At 61.5% G+C, this 13,579-nt stretch carries 15 protein-coding genes and 1 tRNA gene; 12 read left to right on the top strand and 4 right to left on the bottom strand.

Annotation, left to right across the window (positions count from 1 at the left end; genetic code table 11):
• Positions 1-28: 28 nt before the first annotated feature.
• Positions 29-1,735 (bottom strand): FAD-dependent oxidoreductase, encoded by a 1,707-nt coding sequence (locus QMF81_RS01095; RefSeq protein ID WP_281751189.1) that lies wholly within the window; start codon positions 1,733-1,735, stop codon positions 29-31.
• Between the two features lie 197 nt (positions 1,736-1,932).
• Between QMF81_RS01095 and QMF81_RS01090 the strand changes: the two genes are divergently transcribed.
• From QMF81_RS01090 to yjgA, 5 genes are read left to right on the top strand one after another with little or no spacing between them, the layout of a single operon-like run.
• The gene (locus QMF81_RS01090) at positions 1,933-2,235 is read left to right on the top strand and encodes a hypothetical protein (protein ID WP_281751187.1); all 303 of its coding nucleotides are present in this window, start codon (positions 1,933-1,935) and stop codon (positions 2,233-2,235) included.
• A gap of 6 nt (positions 2,236-2,241) precedes the next feature.
• Positions 2,242-2,547 (top strand): ATP-dependent Clp protease adaptor ClpS, encoded by a 306-nt coding sequence (locus QMF81_RS01085; protein WP_281752895.1) that lies wholly within the window; start codon positions 2,242-2,244, stop codon positions 2,545-2,547.
• A 4-nt stretch (positions 2,548-2,551) separates the two neighbouring features.
• Positions 2,552-4,762 carry an ATP-dependent Clp protease ATP-binding subunit ClpA gene (gene clpA / locus QMF81_RS01080; RefSeq protein ID WP_281752893.1) on the top strand — a complete coding sequence of 737 codons (2,211 nt, stop codon included), beginning with the start codon at positions 2,552-2,554 and terminating at the stop codon, positions 4,760-4,762.
• A 2-nt stretch (positions 4,763-4,764) separates the two neighbouring features.
• Positions 4,765-5,472, top strand: coding sequence for a leucyl/phenylalanyl-tRNA--protein transferase (gene aat / locus QMF81_RS01075; RefSeq protein ID WP_281752890.1), 708 nt, complete (start codon positions 4,765-4,767; stop codon positions 5,470-5,472).
• On the top strand, positions 5,462-5,785 hold the full coding sequence (gene yjgA, locus QMF81_RS01070; protein WP_281751185.1) for a ribosome biogenesis factor YjgA: 324 nt from the start codon (positions 5,462-5,464) through the stop codon (positions 5,783-5,785). The genes aat and yjgA overlap by 11 nt, the downstream gene beginning before the upstream one ends.
• Here the strand turns inward: yjgA and QMF81_RS01065 are convergent.
• Entirely contained in the window at positions 5,705-6,187 is a 483-nt protein-coding gene (locus QMF81_RS01065) for a hypothetical protein (RefSeq protein WP_281751183.1), read from the bottom strand. The two genes, yjgA and QMF81_RS01065, sit on opposite strands and share 81 nt — an antisense overlap.
• Before the next feature lie 263 nt (positions 6,188-6,450).
• Positions 6,451-6,526, bottom strand: a tRNA-Phe gene (locus QMF81_RS01060).
• Between the two features lie 356 nt (positions 6,527-6,882).
• On the opposite strand from QMF81_RS01060, the gene QMF81_RS01055 reads away from it, so the two are divergent.
• Positions 6,883-8,160: a TolC family protein gene (locus QMF81_RS01055; protein WP_281751181.1), complete on the top strand. Its 1,278-nt coding sequence runs from the start codon at positions 6,883-6,885 to the stop codon at positions 8,158-8,160.
• A 3-nt stretch (positions 8,161-8,163) separates the two neighbouring features.
• Here QMF81_RS01055 and QMF81_RS01050 read toward each other — a convergent pair whose 3' ends face one another.
• Entirely contained in the window at positions 8,164-10,614 is a 2,451-nt protein-coding gene (locus QMF81_RS01050; protein WP_281751180.1) for an AAA family ATPase, read from the bottom strand.
• A gap of 205 nt (positions 10,615-10,819) precedes the next feature.
• Between QMF81_RS01050 and QMF81_RS01045 the strand changes: the two genes are divergently transcribed.
• From QMF81_RS01045 to rpmE, 6 genes are all read left to right on the top strand, one after another.
• Positions 10,820-11,065, top strand: a complete 246-nt coding sequence (locus QMF81_RS01045; RefSeq protein ID WP_281751178.1) for an AtpZ/AtpI family protein — start codon at positions 10,820-10,822, stop codon at positions 11,063-11,065.
• Entirely contained in the window at positions 11,049-11,453 is a 405-nt protein-coding gene (locus QMF81_RS01040; protein WP_281751176.1) for an ATP synthase subunit I, read from the top strand. Before QMF81_RS01045 ends, QMF81_RS01040 begins: the two co-directional genes overlap by 17 nt.
• A gap of 3 nt (positions 11,454-11,456) precedes the next feature.
• Complete coding sequence (gene atpB, locus QMF81_RS01035; protein ID WP_281751174.1) at positions 11,457-12,161, top strand: F0F1 ATP synthase subunit A; 705 nt, start codon at positions 11,457-11,459, stop codon at positions 12,159-12,161.
• 56 nt (positions 12,162-12,217) lie between these two features.
• Complete coding sequence (gene atpE / locus QMF81_RS01030; RefSeq protein ID WP_281751172.1) at positions 12,218-12,541, top strand: ATP synthase F0 subunit C; 324 nt, start codon at positions 12,218-12,220, stop codon at positions 12,539-12,541.
• A gap of 71 nt (positions 12,542-12,612) precedes the next feature.
• On the top strand, positions 12,613-13,263 hold the full coding sequence (locus tag QMF81_RS01025; protein WP_281751170.1) for a redox-sensing transcriptional repressor Rex: 651 nt from the start codon (positions 12,613-12,615) through the stop codon (positions 13,261-13,263).
• A gap of 101 nt (positions 13,264-13,364) precedes the next feature.
• Positions 13,365-13,574, top strand: a complete 210-nt coding sequence (gene rpmE, locus QMF81_RS01020) for a 50S ribosomal protein L31 (protein ID WP_281751168.1) — start codon at positions 13,365-13,367, stop codon at positions 13,572-13,574.
• Positions 13,575-13,579: the final 5 nt, after the last annotated feature.

The following is a 13,579-nucleotide window of genomic DNA, read 5'->3' as shown; positions in this document are numbered from 1 at the left end:
AAAGCGGCCCCGAAGGGCCGCATGGTGTTCATTCTGTGGCGGGGTCGAATCCGCATTGCCGTAAGAGCCCCATGCCGCCGGGAACGTCGAGGGTATCCCTACGCCCTGCTGCATGGAGGATACGCTGGGCTTCGTAGGAACGCCCGCCGGTATTGCAGATGAGGAGCACTTTTTTGTCCGTAGGCACCTCGGCAAGGCGATCGCGTAACTGTCCCTGGGGGATGTTTTTCCAGAACTCAGGATGTTTGGTGACATAGGGCTCGGCATTCCCCCATTCCCGACAGTCGATGCAGAGGATGTTTTCTTGTTCACGGTTCTGCCAAAGCTGCATGAATGCTTCTGGCGTGATGGGATCGCAGCGGCCGTGGAGGATATTGTCCGCGGCGTTGGCTGCCGCATTGAGGACGTCCATGGCTGCGGCATAGGGCGGCGAGTAGGTGACTTCCAGGTTGCTGATGTCCGCCAGGGTGGGCCGGAACTTGAGGATGGCGGCCACGGCGTCGATGCGGGCCTTGAGGGAGTCGCCATTGGCGCAGGCCCCTTGGATTCCCAAAACCCGGCCCGTGCCGCGCTCGAAGACGATTTCCAAGGTCACCAGATCCTTTTTGGGGAAGAAGTGGGCGTGGTCGAATTGCACCACCTGGGTGCTTTGGGCGGCAAATCCTTCGCGCCGCGCCACGGGCAAGGAGAGCCCGGTGCCGGCGAAGGCATAGTCGAAGAGCTTGAGGATGAAGGAGCCGACCGCGCCATCGAAGGTCTCCCGGCCTCCGGCCACATTGGTGCCGATGACCCGACCCTGGCGGTTGGCGAGGGAGCCCAGCGGATAGTATCCGGGCTTGCCGGTGACGAGGTTTTCCACCACCACGCAGTCGCCGCCGGCGTAGATGTCCGGATCCGAGGTCTGCATGGTCTTGGACACGATGATGCCACCGCGTTCATGGCAGGTGATTCCTGCCTGGCGGGCCAGCTCGTCATTGGGCACGACTCCTACGGCCAGGATCACCAAGTCCGCGCTCAGTTCGCGCTTGTCGGTGCGCACGCGCGCCACCCGCCCTTCACCTTCCAAGGCCAGGACCTTTTCGCTCGTGTAGACGGCGACCCCTTTTTCTTCCATGTGGTGCTGCGCGATGCGCGCCAAGGTGGGGCTGATGAATCCAGGGAGCACCTGGTCCATGACTTCCACCACCGCGGTCTCGATGCCCCACATGTCCGCCAAGGCCTCGGCCATTTCCAAGCCAATGAATCCCGCACCGACGATGACGGCGGAGCTGACGCTGCCGCTGGCCACGGCTTCTTTGATCCGGATGGCGGCCTCCAGGCTGGAGACCGTATACACGCCCGGCAGATCCCGGCCGGGGATGGGCAGGACGCGGGGGGTGCTGCCTGTGGCGAGGACGAGCTTGTCATAGGGCAAGTCCTCTTCGCGTCCGTCAGGGCCCTGGATGCGCACGGTCTTGGCTTTGCGATCGATGGCCAGTGCCCGGGTTTGGGTGCGTACGGTAAAATCCTTGCAGGCGCGGAAGAATTCCACGTCCCGGACCATGTGGAAGCTGGTCTCCTGCAACTGGGTGTGGTCGGAGACGTCGCCGGAGACGTAGTAGGGAATCCCGCACCCTCCGTAGGAGATCAGTGCGTTGGCATCCACGAGGGTGACCTTGGCTTCGGGAAGTACGCGTTTGACGCGGCAGGCCACTTTGGGGCCGAGGGCCACGCCGCCGATGACCACAACGTTCATGATGCTCTTCTCCTTGAGGTTGATTGCCAAAAGCGAACACTCGCCCCTTAGTCGAAAAGCGTGGGCAGGGGTAGTGGTTGGTGCGGACATTTTATGCGGACTCGAGGCGTCCGGATTACCGTGCGCTTTTCCCTTTGACCGTAGGGGGCATCGTTCTTATGTTTTGTCCGCATGGTGGAAAAAACGAGGAGTATCGCATGGCAGAAACCATTGATGCCATTACCTTGGATTGGTGGGATGAACACGGCGTGCAGCGGGTGCGGCAGCTTCGCAAGGAGGTGCTCTCCCGTGGGGCGTGGACTACCATTGTGTTTGCTTTCCAGGAGTTGGAGCGGGACGGCGAGACCTGGGGGCCGGTGAAATTTCGGCTGGCGCGCTACCAGAAGCGGGGCGGGCGGTTTTTGCCCCAATCCAAGTTCACCTTTTCCTCTTCGAAGCAGGCGCGCCAGGTCATCGCTGCGCTCGGTCAATGGCTCGAGGAATTGGACGGGGAGGAGTAAACCGTGATCGACCCGGTGACATTGCCCACTCAGGACACCCAGCAGGAAGAGGAGCTCCAAGAACCCCGCTGGTATCGGGTATTGCTCCATAACGACGACTATACGACCATGGATTTCGTGGTCCATGTGCTGCAATCCGTGTTCGGCAAGACCGAGGCTGAAGCCTACGCCATCATGATGCGCGTCCATAAGGAAGGCATCGGGGAATGTGGCGTGTATACTGCGGAAATAGCAGAAACCAAAGTCCAGCTCGTGCATTCTCTGGCACGCAGAAATTCTTTCCCGCTTCGAGCCTCCATGGAGGAGGTGTGATATGATGCTGAGTCCAGAATTGGAACGTATCGTTGCTAAGGCGGTTCGGGAAGTCAAGATTCGGCAGCATGAATTTTTGACTCTAGAACATCTTTTGTACGGATACATCAAAGATGAATACGGAAAAAGTATCCTTGAAGGATGTGGAATCGATATATCTCGCCTTGAAGAGCAGCTTCAGCGATTCTTTGTAGAGCATATGGAAATCGCTTTGCGTCCAGAGTACGAGATTGTCCAGACTGCAAGTGTGCAGCGAACCATGCAGCGCGCCGTGCTCCATATTCAATCTGCGGGAAAGCAGCATATTCGCCCTGGGGATTTTCTCGCCTCCATGCTGGAGGAAGAAGACACCTTCGCGGTCTATTTTCTCAAATCCCAGGGGCTGACCCGGCTTACGGTGCTGGAATACATTTCGCACGTGCAGCCGGAAGAGGAGACTTCCACGCGGGGAAGCGATGCCCCGCAGCCGACGTTTTTGGAAAAATACACGGTGGATTTGGTGCGTAAGGCCCGGGAAGGCCGCATCGACCCCCTGATCGGTCGGGAGGTCGAGATCGAGCGGACCCTGCGCATCCTTGCCCGGCGCAAGAAAAACAATCCGGTGTTCGTGGGCGATCCTGGGGTCGGGAAGACGGCGGTGGTGGAGGGTCTTGCCCTGCGTATCGCCCAGGGCGAGGTGCCGGCCATGTTTCGCGACGTGCGCTTGTTCGCCCTCGACATGGGGGCGCTGGTGGCGGGCACCAAGTATCGGGGGGATTTCGAGGCTCGGCTCAAGGGCGTGGTGACGGAACTCCAGAATATTCCGGGCGCCATTTTGTGCGTAGACGAGATCCATACCATCGTCGGTGCAGGCGCCACCAGCAGCGGGACGCTGGACGCCTCCAACATCTTGAAGCCGGTGCTCGCCTCGGGCGAGATCCGCTGCATCGGCACCACTACCTACGAGGAGTACAAGAACCACTTCGAAAAGGACCGGGCCCTTTCGCGGCGGTTCCAGAAAGTGGAGATCCTCGAGCCCAGTGTGGCGGATACCGAAAAGATCCTGTTGGGCCTGCGGGAGCGCTACGAGGCCCATCATGGGGTGCGTTACCAGCCCTCCGCCATCCGCGCCGCGGCGGAGCTTTCCGCCCGGCACATCACGGAGCGGTTTTTGCCGGACAAGGCCATCGATGTCCTCGATGAAGCGGGCGCGGCCTTTGCCCTTTCCGGAGGCCGGCGGCGGACGGTCACTCGGGCGGATGTGGAGCGGATCGTGGCGCGCATGGCGCGCATCCCCAGCGAGCGCCTGGAGTCTTCGGACCGCGAGCGGCTGGCACATCTGGATGCCCGGCTGCGACAGCAGGTCTTTGGCCAGGACGAGGCCGTGGACGTCGTGGTGCAGGCCATCAAACGTTCCCGCGCCGGGCTTGGGCCTCAGGAGCGGCCGGTAGGATCGTTTTTGTGCATCGGTCCCACCGGGGTAGGCAAGACCGAGCTCGCCCGCCGGCTGGCGGAGGCCTTGGGCGTGCCGCTTCTGCGCTTCGACATGAGCGAGTACATGGAAAAGCACGCCGTGGCCCGGCTCATCGGCGCCCCTCCAGGCTATGTGGGGTTTGAGCAGGGCGGCCTTCTCATCGATGCGGTGCGCAAGAATCCCCATTGCGTGCTCCTCCTCGACGAGATCGAAAAGGCGCATGAGGATATGTTCAACATCCTCTTGCAGGTCATGGACCACGCCACCCTCACGGACACCTCCGGCCGCAAGGCGGATTTCCGCAACGTGGTGCTCCTCATGACCTCCAACGCCGGCGCCCGCGAGATGCAAAGCGCGTCCATCGGCTTTGCCTCCGGCGGGGAGGACGAGCGCACCCACCGGGGCATGCAGGCCGTGGAGCGGCTCTTTAGTCCGGAGTTCCGCAACCGCTTGGATGCCATCGTCCCCTTCCATGGGCTCTCCCAGGAGGTTATGGAGCGCATCGTGGACAAGCTCATGGCCGAGCTCGCGGCCCAGCTCGCCCCCAAAAAGGTCCGCATCTGCGTGACCGACGCTGCTCGCACGTGGCTTGCTCAGCGCGGTTTCGATCCTGCCTTCGGAGCCCGGCCCCTGGGGCGGCTGCTGCAAAAGGAGGTCAAAGACCCCTTGGCCGATGCCATTCTTTTTGGTCCCTTGGCGGCCGGAGGAATGGTGACTGTGGATGGGGACGGCGATCGGCTCTCGTTTCAGTACGATCGGTGAGTATGGCCGTCGCGTTTCTCCTGCCTGGAGCGCCGTTTCCGCCTCCTGCCAGCGCCGAGGACGATGGGCTCCTTGCCGTGGGGGGCGATCTCTCCCCGGCGCGGCTTTTGGCCGCGTACCGGCAGGGGATCTTTCCGTGGTATGGCGATGGGCTGCCGATTTTGTGGTGGAATCCCCATCCGCGGCTCATCATCGAGCCGAGTCGCGTCCACGTGCCTCGGCGTCTTGCCCGGGTGCTGCGCCAGGGCCGCTTTACCGTTACCCTGGATACGGATTTCCCCGCCGTGATTCGTTGGTGCGCTTCGATCCCTCGGCCTGGAGGGCTCGGGACCTGGATTGTGCCGGCCATGGAGGAGGCCTACCGGCGTCTGCACGAGCTCGGGTTTGCCCATAGTGTGGAGGTGTGGCGTCAAGGGCGCCTGGTGGGCGGGCTCTATGGCGTGGCCTTGGGCGCAGTGTTTTTTGGGGAGTCCATGTTTCACCTGGAAGCGGATGCGTCCAAGGTCGGCTTGGTCACCCTCGCCCATGCCTTGGCGTGTTCAGGGTACCAGCTCATCGATTGCCAGCAGACCACGCCGCACATGGTGCGCCTCGGCGGGTTTGAGGTATCGCGGGAGGAGTTTGCCCGCCGCCTGGAAGTCGCGGTGCAGCTGCCGACCCAGCAGGGCCGGTGGCGGCTGGAAGGAGGTACGATTGTCTGTGCATCATGAATCGCCGCGTCCAAGCCGCACGCAGCGCAAACGCGCTGTGGAGGCCCTGCAGCGCCTGGGAGAACGCCTGGTGGCGCTCTCGCCTGCCGTGCTTTTGCAGCTTGCGTTGCCTAAAGACGTGGAAGAGGCCGTCGCGGCCTGCCACCGGATGCGTTCCCGTGAGGCGCGCCGCCGGCACATGCAGTATATCGGCGTCGTCATGCGCAGGCTCGACGCCGATGGGGTGGCCCGTTTACTCCGGATCCTGGACGCCGGGGATTTCCATGGGCTCGTGCTGGGCGAGGTCGTAGAGTCCGTGCACCGGGAAGGATAGTCGGTAGCCGGGGACCTGATCCAGCCGGATGCGGCCGATGTCTTTGCCTTCGGGCATGGAGCGCAGCGCCCGGATGCCGGGCGGAAGCGGAAACGGCAACGCGCCGGTACGGATGGTGGTGAGCCGTTCGCCGTAGCGTTCTGCAATGTAGTGGACCAGGGCCTCGAGCTCTTCCGAGGTGAAGGTCTCGAGGATCACCTCCCGGGTTTGCGCCATGGCGTCCTCGTCTCCGGGTTCCACGAGCTCTTCCCACAGCCAGTCGGCGTCTTCCCCTTCGTCCCAGGCGGGGCGGAACAGGTGGACATCGACGTTTTTGCGCCCTTTGAAGCTCTTGATGGTGATCTGTGCGGTACGCCCCCGGGGACAGGGGAGCGAGGGCGGATCGTGGCGGATAATCTCCATAGGGCCTCCTTGAGTATTGGCGTATCCCCTAGCATGCCTTGGGAGGCAGGGCAATTGGTTCGCCCTAGGGCCTCCGGCTCCCCGAGGGCGGCGTTATGGGCGCTGCATGCCGAGATGGGGCCCCGAGGGGCGTGTCTTTTCTGGGGGGCGCATATGGAACTGCCCGCGGCCAGACGGTCGTCGCTTGCGGGCGGCAATCGCGGAACACATCGCAAACAGAACAAAAATCCCTCATGGCGAAAACCATGAGGGATTCGTGCTGGTGGTGCCGGGGGACAGAATTGAACTGCCGACACGGGGATTTTCAGTCCCCTGCTCTACCGACTGAGCTACCCCGGCGAAGCGAGAGCCCCTTTAGAAGAGGGCGCTTGGTTTGGCAAGTCTTTTTTTTCGGGGTGTTCGAAAAAAGTGGTGTGGACTTGCAGGCAGGCGGCGCACCGCTTCTTCAGAGCATCCCGGACTAGTGGTGATGCTCGTGCTCTTTGGGGCCGTGCTCCAGATGGATGAAGTAGATGATGACGCCAAGAACACCAAGGGCCAAAGCCAGGATGAGACCGGAAAACATACGCACCTCCTTGGGAATCGAATGGTGTCCTCGCTAGCGGGAGTTTTCAGGAATTTCAAGGCCGGGCTTGTGTTGCTTTGGGGTGCTTCTTGGCCTAGGGCGAGGCGAGATGTGTTTTTGAGGAGGCGGTATGCGCAAGATCACGTGGGCGGTAGCAGTGGTGCTGTGGAGTGCTGCGGCCTGGGGCATGGATATGGAGGAAGCGGTGCGGGCCGGCTTGGCGGCGCACCCGTCCATTCAAGCGGTGCGGGAGGCCCTGGAAGGCGCGGCGTTTGGGGTGCGCGCCGCGCGCGGCGCCTTCGGGCCTGCGGTGAGCGTGGAATACGGGTACAACCGCCTGGATGAGACGCCGCAGCTTTTGGGCTATCCGGCAGGGACCCGGGACAATTGGCAATTGACGCTGCGGGTGGATCAACCCCTCTTTACGGGCTTCGCCCTGCTTTCGAACCTGGAAAAGGCCAAGCTGCAGGAGGCGGAACTCCGCTCGCGTCTGGAACATGCCCGCGAGCAGCTCGCCCTTGGCATTCGCGAGGCGTTTCTTGGCCTGTTGCAGGCCCGGGCAAGCCGCAAGGCGGCGGAAGACAGCCTGGAGCGCCTGCGGGCGCACCTTCGCCGCAATCAGGCCTTTTTTGAGACCGGGCTTCGCCCCAAACTGGACGTGCTCCAGGCGCAGGTGGAGGTGAGCCGGGCGGAGCAGGCGGTGGTGGAGGCGGACAATGCCGTTGCCGTGGCCCAGGCGCGCCTGGAGACGCTCCTCGCTGCCAAGGCCCCGGTGGAGTTTTCCGGGGAGCTCGATTTTCAGCCGTTTTCGCGGAGCTTGGAGGCGTGCCTGGAGGCGGCGCTGGCGCAGCGGCCGGACATCCGTATTGCCCAGCTCGCGGTGGACACGGCCCGGCAGGAGGCGCGTCTGGCGGCATCTCCTTTGTATCCCCAAGTGAGTGCCCGTTTCGAGTACCAACGGGCCGGGGACGATCCTTCAGTGTCCGGCGATGCCTACCATACCCCGAGCAGCTGGCAGGCCCAGGCTGGGGTGCGCTGGAAGGCCTTCGACTGGGGGCAGACCTATTTTACGGCCCAGCAGGCGGAAAAAAATGTGCTGCGTCTGGCACAGGAATACGAGGCGTTGCGCCTGGAGGCCCAATACGAAGTGCGGCAGCGGTATCTGCAGATTGCCGAAGCCGCCAAGCGGTTGCAGACCGCCCAGGACGGGCTGGCCGCTGCCAAGGAGAGCCTGCGCATGGCCCAGGCCCGCTATGAAGCGCAGGTGGGGACGAATACGGACGTGCTCGACGCTCAGGCCGCCCGCACCGAGGCCGAAACCCGGGTGATCCAGGCCTTGGCCGACCATCGCTTGGCCGTGGCGCGGCTTTTGGCCGCCATGGGCGCGGGGCGGCCGTCGGCCCCGTAGGGGTTATTCGCGCGCCGCCGCGCTCCGGCGGTTTTTGCGGCGTGGTTGGGTGCGCTCTGCCAAGCGGGCAAGTTCCGAGAGTCGCTCGTCCACCTGGGCAAAGAGAGAGCCAGGGGAGAATCGGCCGTTTTTACAGCGCACGCCAGCGCGCATGCCGGTGAGGATCTCCATGGCTTCTTCGATGCAGGAGACCGCGTAGATGTGGAAGCCGCCTGCGCGGATGGCCTCGAGTACTTCGTCCTTGAGGACCAAGTTGTCCACGTTGTCCCGGGGCACGATGACCCCCTGGGTCCCGGAGAGGCCGTGGCGACGGCAGACCTCGAAAAATCCTTCCACCTTGGCGGCCACCCCGCCCACGGCCATGATGGCACCGCTTTGCGAGACCGCGCCGGTGAAGGCGAGATCGAGGCGGATGGGGACGCCGGAGATGGCCGAGAGCAGGGCCGCTAGCTCCGCCCCGGAGGCGGAATCGCCATCCACTTCGGCATAGCTCTGTTCAAAACAGATGCTGCCCGAGAGTACGATGGGCTTGTCCTGGGCAAAGCGATTGTAGAAATAGCTTTTGAGGATCATCATCCCCTTGGTGTGGATGGGGCCGCCGAGCTCCGCCTCCCGTTCCAGGTCCATGATCCCGCCGTGCCCCACGCCCACGGTGCAGGAAATCTGGTGGGGCAGTCCCATGACGTATTCGCCGATTTGCGTCACGGAAAGGCCGTTGGCCACGCCCACTTCGCGGCCGTGGGTGCGTACCTTGATGATGCGGCGGTCGTAGTCGCGCAGGAACTCTTCGTGGTAGAGACCGTTGCGGTAGTCGCGCTCGCGCAGCGTCTCGCGGATGATCTCCGCATCCACGACGCGCACGTTGCGGGCGCGCGCCACGGCCTCTGCCTCGATCATGACTTCCCGCTGGAGGGCAAAGGCCAGGGCCAGGCGCGTGCGGTCTTCGGCCAGGCGCGTGGCGTGGTCGATGAGGGCGGCGTAGGCGTCTTTGGTGAATGGTCGCCGCCGTTCGTGGCGCAGCATGGCATCGAGGGTGTGGGCATAGGCCTGGATGGACGCTGCGTCACGGTCCACGGTTTCTTGGATGTGCGCCTTGATTTTGAAGAGTTTGCGGAAGCGCTCGTCATTGGCGTAAAGGATCTCGTAGGTCTCATCGTCACCGATGAGGATGACCTTGACGCGCAGCGGCACCGGTTCTGGCGAGATGCTGTGGGTGCGCAGGCTGTCGAAGTGATCGCTGGGGTCTTCGAGCCGGGAGAGTTGGGTGCGCAGGCAGCGCAGCAAACCTTCCCAGGCCAAGGGATGGCCCATGAGGTCGTCCACGCGCAAGATGAGATAACCGCCGTTTGCTTTGTGGATGGCCCCGGGGCGGATGAGGGTGAAGTCCGTGTAGAGGGATCCCCATTCGGTCTCGCGCTCGATGCAGCCGAGGAGATTGGCAAAGGAGGGATTGATCTCCTGCACCACCGGAGCACCCTGGGTCTCGGCATTGTCCACGAAAAGATTGACTTCGTAGCGCTGGAAAAAGGAGTCGAGGTACGCCTCCGGCGACGGCTCTTGCGGGGTCTTGGGCTCGTGTTCCGGTCGGCCCTGGTAGCGATCGAGGTTTTCCAGAATGTCCTCGCGCAGTTGGTCGAGGTGGGTGAGCACGGCCTTGTGCTGCGCGAACTTGCGGCGCACCGGCGCCAGCAGCCGGTCCACGAGGCTTGCCCCATGGGCGGTCTCCAGGCGCTGTTCTTGGATACGGAACTCCTGTTCGCAGCGGTTCACCTGGCGGGTGAGGTCCGAGAGGGCGGTGAGCACGGCACTGCTTTGGGCCTTGATGTCTCTTTTGCGCGGCGCATCGAGGCGGTCGTATTCTTCCGAGGTCAGGACCTTTCCTTCCACCAGCGGGGTCAGCGCAATGCCTCCAGTGCTGTCGATGGCGAGGCTAAAGCCGTGGCGACCCGCCGTCTCCTCCATCTTGCCCATGAGGTCTTCCCGGGCGGATGCCAGTTGGGCAAGGAGCTTGCTTTGCGAGCGCTGGTAGCTCGCCTTTTCGAAGTGCCGCGGCAGATCGCGGCGCAGGCGGCGCATGGCCCGTTGGAGCATGTCCTTGAGGATGCGGCCGTGGCCCGCGGGGAGCGACAGGAGCACGGGGCGGTCCGGGTCTGTGAAATTATGGACGTATACGAGGTCCGGCGGCGTGGGCTCCTTGCGGGCGCGTTCGTGCACGAAGCGCTCTACGAGATAGGTGCGTCCCAGCCCCGGAGACCCGGCGACGTAAATATTGTATTCCTTGTCCGGGATACTGGTCCCCCGCTCCAAGGCGCGCAGTGCCCGGGCCTGGAAGAGGACTTCGGGCTGCGGAGCCTGGCCTGGCCGCCACGTGCGGAGCACGCGTCGGGTATTGGTGGAGAAACCCAGCTCCCGGTAGCCGAGAAGACAGTGTTTGATCGAAGGAAGTGTTGGCATGGGCTATGGCATAAAATGACAGGTGCCTTCCGGCAAGAACATTTATGAGTTGCTTGTTTATAAAGACTTTTTTGGGAAAAAACCACAAGGCGTCGTCTTCCCCCGGAAAAGAAAACTTTCGTTGACGACCGCTGGGGCTTGTGCTAGCCGGGGCTCCGATTTGTGATTTGTTGCACAAGACCGCGGTTCTCGCAGGGTGGTGCTCATGTTCTTTGGGAAAAAGAAGAACGACTTTTTCGAGCTGCTGGGCATGGCCTCGGTGATGGGCATCCATTTGGTATCCGGGATCATCGTGGGTCTGGTCATGGGATATTATCTCGATAAATGGCTGGGCACCAAGCCGTGGTTGCTGGTCGTTTTTCTGATTTTTGGCATCATCGCTGGGTACCGGAATATGTTTCGGGAGATGCAGCGCATTCAGCGCAAGGAGAAAGATGCTGCACGCCATTGAGTCCATGCTCTACCGGTGGGGATATTTCGTCCCGGAAGTGCGCCGGATGGTTGCCCTGCAGTTGGCAGTGACCGTGGGGGCGCTGGCACTTTTGCCCTTGGGCGGCTGGGGTCGGGATTTCTGCATCGGTACGGTGTTGGGGACGCTCAATTTTCTTGCCCTGGCACGGTTCATCCAGGAGCTGGTGTTCCTGCGCCGCAGGGCGGTACTGTCGCTGCTTGTCAGTTTTTATGTGCGTCTCCTCCTGACGGGGGGGGCGTTGTATGGTGTTCTGATCCTGTGGCATGCGTCCGTCGCCATGGTGCTCATGGGGCTTGGCACAGTGCTCGTGAATATTTTGCTTTGGGGAATTGTTCATTTTTTGGGGAGAACATCTAAGGAGGCTTGAAGCATGGCTGGAGGATTGCATCCCATTTTTCTCGTGGAGGAGGCGGTCAAGGCCATCGGCTTGGTGGATGCCCATGGGCATGCCCTCATCCCGACCCACGTCCTGTACTCCTGGACGTTTATGGCCGTACTCATCACCCTGTCCGTTCTGGCGACCAAGAATCTTTCCTTGGTGCCGCGAGGATTGCAGAATTTCTTTGAGTTTCTCATCGGGTCCCTGGAGAACTTTGTGGTCGCCAATATGGGAGAAGACGGCCGAAAGGTGTTCCCTGTACTGGCAACCCTGTTCATCTACATTTTGTGCAGCAACGTCGGCGGTCTGGTCCCCGGAAGCGACGCCCCTACCGCCAATATCAACACCACGGCGTCTATGGCGGTGTTCGTATTCGTCTATTATCAGTATTGGGGATTCAAGCTGCACGGGCTGCATTACATCAAGCATTTTACTGGACCGATGATTTGGATGGCTCCGTTGATGTTTCCCATTGAGGTCATCGGACACTTTGCCCGTATGCTTTCGCTCTCGCTGCGTCTTTTTGGAAATATCCGTGGTGAGGATATCGTACTGGCTCTGCTCTTCATTTTGGCGCCGGTGGTCTCGACCGTGCCCATGTATTTCTTGTTTATGCTGGCTGACGTCATTCAGGCTTTCGTGTTCTTCATGCTGTCCATGCTCTATCTCAAGGGCGCATTTGAAGAAGCACACTAATGTGTGGGGAATTGGTCTTTTGACCGTAACATTATCTTCATGGAGGTTTTTGGATCATGCGTAAAGGTATTCTGTCTCTGCTCTCCACCGTGGCTCTCTTGTTCGTGGCCTCTTCCGCCTTCGCCGCTGGCGCGGATCCGGCTCTGGCTTCCAACATCGCTATGGCTACCGCTTTCGGTATGGCCATCGCCGCTGCCGGCTGCGGTATCGCTCAGGGCTTGGGTCTGAAGGCTGCCTGCGAAGGCACCGCCCGCAACCCCGAGGCTTCTGGTAAGATCACCGTGACCATGCTCATCGGCCTGGCCATGATCGAGTCTCTGGCCATTTACGCCCTGGTGGTGAACCTCATCCTGCTCTTCGCCAACCCCTTCGTTGGCTAACTTGTCTCCAAAAGGGGGAGGCAGTGTGTCTCCCCCTTTGTCCTCCCATTCTCCTGGATTTATTCTGTCCCATGCAGCTCAAAAGTGACCATATCCCTCGGGCAACCATCCAGCGCCTTGCCGTATATGTGCAGGTGTTGGAGTCGCTTTTGCAGGCGGGGCAGGACGTGATTTCCTCTGAAGGCTTGGCTCAGGCCTGTGGCGTCAACTCTTCGCAGATTCGCAAAGACTTGGCGTACTTTGGTGAATTCGGCGTGCGTGGGGTCGGTTACCGCGTGGCCGATCTTTTGGCGTCCATCAAGAAATCGCTGGGGATCGATCGCACCTGGAACGTGGCCCTCGTGGGGGTCGGCAACCTCGGTCGTGCCCTGTTGCGCCATGGTATTTTTCGGCGGCGGGGGTTTATCCTGGTGGGGGCCTTTGACTGCGATCCCTTCAAGATCGGTGAGGAAATCGCTGGCCTGGAGGTCGTTTGCTCCCGGCGTCTGAAAGAGAAGGTGGCGGAACTGGGCATTGAGATCGGCATCATCACGACGCCTCCGGAACGGGCCCAGCGGGCGGCCAATTATCTCGTGGAGGCTGGGGTCAAGGGCATAGTCAACTTCGCCCCAGCGCGTATCGAAGTCCCGGACACGGTGGCCGTGGAGTACGTGGACTTCGTGCATCACCTCTTTTCGGTTGCTTTTTCCATCACTCTCGGCGAGGCCAAAGCCCAACCTTAACCTCGGCGGCCGCCATGCCTGGGGTTTGTTTTGGGACTTGCGTTCTCTTCGGCTCTGGGCTATGCGCTCACCCTCTTTTCTCTTGAGGAGGTATTGTTGTCATGAAAAAGGATATCCATCCCCGGCTGTACGACACCACGGTGCGCTGTGCCTGTGGCTATGAGTTCCAGACCAAGTCCGTGGCCGGCGAGCAGATGCACGTGGAAATTTGTGCCCATTGCCATCCGTTCTTTACGGGTGAGCAGCGTTTTGTGGACTCTGCGGGCCGTATTGATCGTTTTCGGAAGAAATACGCGAACATCAAGAAGTAGCCTCC

Origin of the sequence: Thermodesulfomicrobium sp. WS (assembly GCF_027925145.1) — a bacterium.
Taxonomy (GTDB): Bacteria; Desulfobacterota; Desulfovibrionia; order Desulfovibrionales; family Desulfomicrobiaceae; genus Thermodesulfomicrobium.
Note: the sequence above shows the minus strand (reverse complement) of the source record. Positions and strands in the feature narration are given on the sequence as shown.

What these genes read in the sequence shown, in the direction of transcription:
- aat (WP_281752890.1), top strand. Translation starts at nt 4,765, where the DNA reads ATGGCCGTCGCGTTTCTCCTGCCTGGAGCGCCGTTTCCGCCTCCTGCC.
- atpE (WP_281751172.1), top strand. Translation starts at nt 12,218, where the DNA reads ATGCGTAAAGGTATTCTGTCTCTGCTCTCCACCGTGGCTCTCTTGTTC.
- QMF81_RS01045 (WP_281751178.1), top strand. Translation starts at nt 10,820, where the DNA reads ATGTTCTTTGGGAAAAAGAAGAACGACTTTTTCGAGCTGCTGGGCATG.
- QMF81_RS01095 (WP_281751189.1), bottom strand. Translation starts at nt 1,735, where the DNA reads ATGAACGTTGTGGTCATCGGCGGCGTGGCCCTCGGCCCCAAAGTGGCC.
- QMF81_RS01050 (WP_281751180.1), bottom strand. Translation starts at nt 10,614, where the DNA reads ATGCCAACACTTCCTTCGATCAAACACTGTCTTCTCGGCTACCGGGAG.
- atpB (WP_281751174.1), top strand. Translation starts at nt 11,457, where the DNA reads ATGGCTGGAGGATTGCATCCCATTTTTCTCGTGGAGGAGGCGGTCAAG.
- QMF81_RS01065 (WP_281751183.1), bottom strand. Translation starts at nt 6,187, where the DNA reads ATGGAGATTATCCGCCACGATCCGCCCTCGCTCCCCTGTCCCCGGGGG.
- rpmE (WP_281751168.1), top strand. Translation starts at nt 13,365, where the DNA reads ATGAAAAAGGATATCCATCCCCGGCTGTACGACACCACGGTGCGCTGT.
- QMF81_RS01090 (WP_281751187.1), top strand. Translation starts at nt 1,933, where the DNA reads ATGGCAGAAACCATTGATGCCATTACCTTGGATTGGTGGGATGAACAC.
- QMF81_RS01055 (WP_281751181.1), top strand. Translation starts at nt 6,883, where the DNA reads ATGCGCAAGATCACGTGGGCGGTAGCAGTGGTGCTGTGGAGTGCTGCG.
- QMF81_RS01040 (WP_281751176.1), top strand. Translation starts at nt 11,049, where the DNA reads ATGCTGCACGCCATTGAGTCCATGCTCTACCGGTGGGGATATTTCGTC.
- QMF81_RS01025 (WP_281751170.1), top strand. Translation starts at nt 12,613, where the DNA reads ATGCAGCTCAAAAGTGACCATATCCCTCGGGCAACCATCCAGCGCCTT.
- clpA (WP_281752893.1), top strand. Translation starts at nt 2,552, where the DNA reads ATGCTGAGTCCAGAATTGGAACGTATCGTTGCTAAGGCGGTTCGGGAA.